Source organism: Actinotalea sp. C106 (genome assembly GCF_023630195.1).
In the GTDB taxonomy this organism is placed as follows: Bacteria; Actinomycetota; Actinomycetes; order Actinomycetales; family Cellulomonadaceae; genus Actinotalea.
In genome coordinates, this window is the sequence record NZ_JALPKN010000272.1 from 1 (window position 1) to 4,198 (window position 4,198).

The 4,198-nt window shown below is 72.6% G+C and carries 8 protein-coding genes; 4 read left to right on the forward strand and 4 right to left on the reverse strand.

What is annotated here, in order from left to right; all coding sequences use genetic code 11:
• On the forward strand, positions 1-195 hold a 195-nt coding region (locus L0B03_RS14680; protein WP_250447092.1), incomplete at its 5' end, for a hypothetical protein.
• Here L0B03_RS14680 and L0B03_RS14685 read toward each other — a convergent pair.
• The 3 genes from L0B03_RS14685 to L0B03_RS14695 all read right to left on the reverse strand — a co-directional run bounded on the left by L0B03_RS14685 (position 156) and on the right by L0B03_RS14695 (position 1,636).
• Positions 156-701 (reverse strand): SRPBCC family protein, encoded by a 546-nt coding sequence (locus tag L0B03_RS14685; RefSeq protein ID WP_250447094.1) that lies wholly within the window; start codon positions 699-701, stop codon positions 156-158. The genes L0B03_RS14680 and L0B03_RS14685 overlap by 40 nt on opposite strands.
• A 1-nt stretch (position 702) precedes the next feature.
• Positions 703-1,050: a helix-turn-helix transcriptional regulator gene (locus L0B03_RS14690; protein WP_250447096.1), complete on the reverse strand. Its 348-nt coding sequence runs from the start codon at positions 1,048-1,050 to the stop codon at positions 703-705.
• 79 nt (positions 1,051-1,129) lie between these two features.
• Entirely contained in the window at positions 1,130-1,636 is a 507-nt protein-coding gene (locus tag L0B03_RS14695; protein WP_250447098.1) for a GNAT family N-acetyltransferase, read from the reverse strand.
• 110 nt (positions 1,637-1,746) lie between these two features.
• Between L0B03_RS14695 and purU the strand changes: the two genes are divergently transcribed.
• On the forward strand, positions 1,747-2,646 hold the full coding sequence (gene purU, locus L0B03_RS14700; protein WP_250447107.1) for a formyltetrahydrofolate deformylase: 900 nt from the start codon (positions 1,747-1,749) through the stop codon (positions 2,644-2,646).
• 58 nt (positions 2,647-2,704) lie between these two features.
• Here the strand turns inward: purU and L0B03_RS14705 are convergent, their stop codons facing one another.
• The gene (locus L0B03_RS14705) at positions 2,705-2,992 is read right to left on the reverse strand and encodes a hypothetical protein (protein WP_250447100.1); all 288 of its coding nucleotides are present in this window, start codon (positions 2,990-2,992) and stop codon (positions 2,705-2,707) included.
• A 133-nt stretch (positions 2,993-3,125) separates the two neighbouring features.
• Between L0B03_RS14705 and L0B03_RS14710 the strand changes: the two genes are divergently transcribed.
• Together L0B03_RS14710 and L0B03_RS14715 are read left to right on the forward strand one after the other, a co-directional pair.
• The gene (locus L0B03_RS14710) at positions 3,126-3,860 is read left to right on the forward strand and encodes a GntR family transcriptional regulator (RefSeq protein ID WP_250447102.1); all 735 of its coding nucleotides are present in this window, start codon (positions 3,126-3,128) and stop codon (positions 3,858-3,860) included.
• Positions 3,857-4,198: amidase family protein (locus L0B03_RS14715; protein WP_250447104.1), on the forward strand; the 342-nt coding region annotated here is incomplete at its 3' end. The genes L0B03_RS14710 and L0B03_RS14715, both read left to right, overlap by 4 nt.

Here is a 4,198-nt window from a genome sequence, read left to right on the forward strand (position 1 = left end):
GTGCTGCTCGGGTCCGCTCGTGAGGCCTTCACCACGGCGGCGGTCGGCACCGCGCGGATCGGCGCCGCGGTGACCTTCGCGGCGGCGGTCGGCGTCGCGATCGCCCTCCGCTCGCACCGCGAGGAGCCCGAGGAGCCCGAGGAGCCCGAGGAGCCTCACACGGCGTCGACCCTGGTCGCCGCGCCGCGGGCCTGAGCGATCCGCGGCTCCCACCGGGGGCGCAGGGCGGTGAACCGCTCGTCCCACGCGATGCCCTCGGGCCGCTCGGGGTCGACCACCGAGGACGGTGCCACGGGGAGGTCGCCGTCGAGCTGCTCGAGGTAGGTCTGCCACCCGGGCCCGTAGTCGACGTCGACCAGACCAGTGTGGCGCAGGGAAAGCACCGCCCCCTCAGGGTGGGGAGCGACGGTGACCTCGACCGCACTGGGCCCCTCCCCCGCGTACTCCCAGGTGGTGACGTAGCGGCGCGGGGGGTCGCACGCGGTGACGGTGCCGGAGCAGTAGACCGTGCCCCCGCTCTCCATGCCCTGCCAGCGTCCGCCGAGCCGCAGGTCCCCCGTGTACCGGGACATCCAGCGGGCGAGCCGTTCAGGCTCGGTCACCGCACTCCACACGTCCTCGACGGTGGTCGCGTAGACCCGCTCGAAGTCCAGGTCGAACCGGTCACCGCGACGGGTCACCTCTCCGAAGGTCGTCGTCATCTCATGGCTCCTCGCGCTCGGCCGCGCGGCGCTCATGCACGCCGCGGGCGATCTCGGTGTCGAGGGCGTCCAACCGCTGGGCCCACAGCCGGCGGTAGCGGTCGACGACGGACTGCAGCTCGTCGATCACCGACCCGTCGAGACCGTAGATGCGGCGGGCGCCCTCGGACCGCCGCGTCACCACCCCGGCCTCGCGTAGCACCCGCAGGTGTCGTGCGACGGCCGGCTGACTGATGCCGAACTCCTGCTCGACCACGGCCGAGACCTCACCCGCAGGCTGATCCCCCGCGGCCAGGAGCTCGAGCACACGCCGACGAACCGGATCACCGAGGACGTCGAGAGCGCTCATGGGACCGAGTGTATAACCCAACCGTTATATGTGCCTAGAGCTCACGACACCCCACCACCGACGGGGCTGGAGGAGCGGCTCAGACCGGGGGTGCGACCTCGACGTCGTCCGCCGCCCCGACGATCTTGCGCAGGTAGGCGTAGGTGAGGTCGCCCGCGGTCTGGTCGTGCTGGTGGGTGTAGCCGTGCTTCTCGTACAGAGCCACGTTGTGCACCGAGTCCCGGCCGGTGAAGACCCACAGCTCGGAGGTGTCCTCCGACAGGTACGGCGGGACCGCGAGGAGCAGCTGGGTGCCGATGCCCTGACCCTGGAGGTCGGGGGCGACGGCGAGCCTCCCGAGGGTCGCCTTCCCCGGCTCGAGGAGCACGCGCACCGAGCCGACCAGGCGGTGGCCGGCCCAGGCGCCGAGGGTCACGACGCCCTCGCCGGCGATGTCCGCGCGAAGCTCGTCGAGGGTCTGCGTCAGCGGTGGGATGTTCGGGTCCCCGTACACCTGAGCCTCGCTCACGAAGGCTGCGCGTCGCAGCGTCAGGAGCTCGCCCGCGTCCTGCTCAGACACGGTGCGGATGGTCACCTCGAGGCTCATGCCCCCATCGTGTCACCCCCGCCCGCGCACCCGCGACCGCGCCCCCACAGGTCGAGACGCCTCCGCCACTTCGGGGGCGAGGTCGACTAGCCTCGGGGCTCGTGAGCCACATCCGTACCGACGTCACCCCCGACGCGCCCCTCCCGAGCAGCACGAGGGTCGACGGAGCCACCCACTGGGTGCTGAGCCTCTCCTGCCCGGACCGGCCGGGCATCGTGCACGCCGTCGCCGGGCTCCTGGCCGAGCTCGGCGGCAACATCACCGAGTCCCAGCAGTTCGGCGACCCGCACACCGGCCTGTTCTTCATGCGCGTGCAGGTCGAGGCGGCAGCCTCCCGCGAGGTGCTCGACGAGGCCCTGGCCGTGCTGGCCGAGGAGTTCTCGATGACCTGGACCCTCGACGTCGCGGGCCGGCGCATGCGCACCGTGCTCATGGTCTCGACGGCCGCGCACTGCCTGCACGACCTGCTCTTCCGGCAGCAGTCCGAGGGCCTGCCCGTGGACATCGTCGCGGTCGTCTCCAACCACACGGCCCTCGCGGACGTCGCGGCCTTCTACGGGATCCCCTTCCACCACGTGCCCGTCACGCGGGACACCAAGGCCGAGGCCGAGGCCCGCCTGCTCGGGCTCGTCGAGGAGCTCGACGCCGAGCTCGTGGTGCTGGCCCGTTACATGCAGATCCTGTCCGACGACCTGTGCCGCACCCTCACCGGGCGGATCATCAACATCCACCACTCGTTCCTGCCCAGCTTCAAGGGCGCCCGCCCCTACGCCCAGGCCCACGACCGCGGGGTCAAGCTGATCGGCGCCACCGCGCACTACGTGACGGGCGACCTCGACGAGGGCCCGATCATCGAGCAGGACGTCGAGCGCGTGGACCACTCCAAGAAGGTCGAGGACCTGGTCGCCCTCGGGCAGGACGTCGAGCGCCGCGCCCTGGCGCGGGCCGTGCGCTGGCACGCCGAGCACCGGGTGCTCCTCGACGGGCACCGCACCATCGTCTTCCGCTGAGCACGGCGGCTGCCCGAGACGACGGCGGCCCCCGCCGGGACGACGGCGCCGAGCCGGTTCAGCGCTCGACGTCGGGCACGCGCCCCTCGTCGCGCGGCGAGACCTGACCGCCCGCGGGCTCGAGGGCCCGCACCACGAAGGCGGCCCCGATCAGCGCCGCCCCGATCGAGTAGGCGAGGGTCGTCGTCGTCGAGATCGCGTGCGCCACCTCGACGAGGATCGACTGCAGCCCGTCCGCCGTGACGCCGTTCGCGAGCCGCCACAGGACCCGGGTCGCGACGAAGGCCGCGAGCATCAGACCAGCCCCCCACCAGAACAACGCGCGGGCACTGAGCCTGGGGGGCATGGCTTCTCCTCGGGACGGGCAGCACGGCTCTCTGCCGGGCAGGCCCTAGGCAACACGACTGTTACACCTCGACACAACCCGTTCATCGCCGGGCGCCGCTCCCGGAAACATGTACCCGGTTCTGTATACAGCTATGGGTACAACGACGAATGCAGCCCCGGACTCGGCTCCGGACCCTGGCGCTGCACGGCTCCCTCGCCGCGAGAAGGTGTACGAGGCGCTCCGTGAGGAGCTCATGGCCGGCCGGTTCTCCCCGTGGGAGCGCCTGGGTGAGGAGCGCCTCGCGGAGCACTTCGGCGTCTCCCGGACCCCGGTCCGCGAGGCCCTGGCCCGCCTGCACGCCGACGGCCTGCTCGAGAAGCGCGCCGGCGGGCTGTACCTCTACATGCCGACCTTCGAGGACCTGACCGACCTCTACGAGCTGCGCATCACCCTCGAGCTCCAAGGCATCCGCCGCGCGATCGACGATCCGACGGTCCACCACGACGCCGCCCGGCTCACCACCGAGCTCGAGTCCTGGCAGCGCATGTCCGACGACGAGCCCGCCCCCAGCGCCGGCTTCGTCACCGTCGACGAGGGCTTCCACACCGCGCTCCTCGCCGCCTCGGGGAACCGCGCGCTGTCCGCCTCGCTGGCGCAGGTCAACCAGCGGATCCGCGCCGTGCGGATGTACGACTACCTGACTGCCGACCGCATGCGCGCCACGATCGACGAGCACATCGAGATCGCCGAGCTCGTGCTCGGCGGACGGCTGCCCACGGCCCTCGAGGCACTCGCCGACCACGTCGGCGCCTCGAAGGACGTCGTCGTCGAGCGAGCCGCCAACGCCCTGGCCATGGCCCGCGGCCAGATCGGGGGCCAGCGATGACCACGACCGCACCCCGTCCCCTGACCAGCGAGCCCACCACCGTCGCGTCCCCGACCCCGACCGAGCGCGTCCGGGCGGCCTACCGCCGCATCGCCCAGGTCGACCGCCCCGAGGTGTGGATCACCCTGCGTCCCGAGGCCGAGGCCCTGGCGGACGCCGCGCTCGTCGAGGCCCGCGCCGCCCGGGGCGAGGAGCTGGTCCTGGCCGGCACGGTCCTGGCCGTCAAGGACAACGTCGACGTCGAGGGCCTGCCCACCACCGCCGCCCACCCCGCCTTCGCCGCCGGCCCCGCGACCCGCACCCCGACCGCCGTGCAGCGGCTGCTCGACGCCGGGACG

Coding starts and splice junctions, on each gene's coding strand:
- L0B03_RS14685 (WP_250447094.1), bottom strand. CDS start 701: ATGACGACGACCTTCGGAGAGGTGACCCGTCGCGGTGACCGGTTCGAC.
- L0B03_RS14690 (WP_250447096.1), bottom strand. CDS start 1,050: ATGAGCGCTCTCGACGTCCTCGGTGATCCGGTTCGTCGGCGTGTGCTC.
- L0B03_RS14695 (WP_250447098.1), bottom strand. CDS start 1,636: ATGAGCCTCGAGGTGACCATCCGCACCGTGTCTGAGCAGGACGCGGGC.
- L0B03_RS14705 (WP_250447100.1), bottom strand. CDS start 2,992: ATGCCCCCCAGGCTCAGTGCCCGCGCGTTGTTCTGGTGGGGGGCTGGT.
- L0B03_RS14710 (WP_250447102.1), top strand. CDS start 3,126: ATGGGTACAACGACGAATGCAGCCCCGGACTCGGCTCCGGACCCTGGC.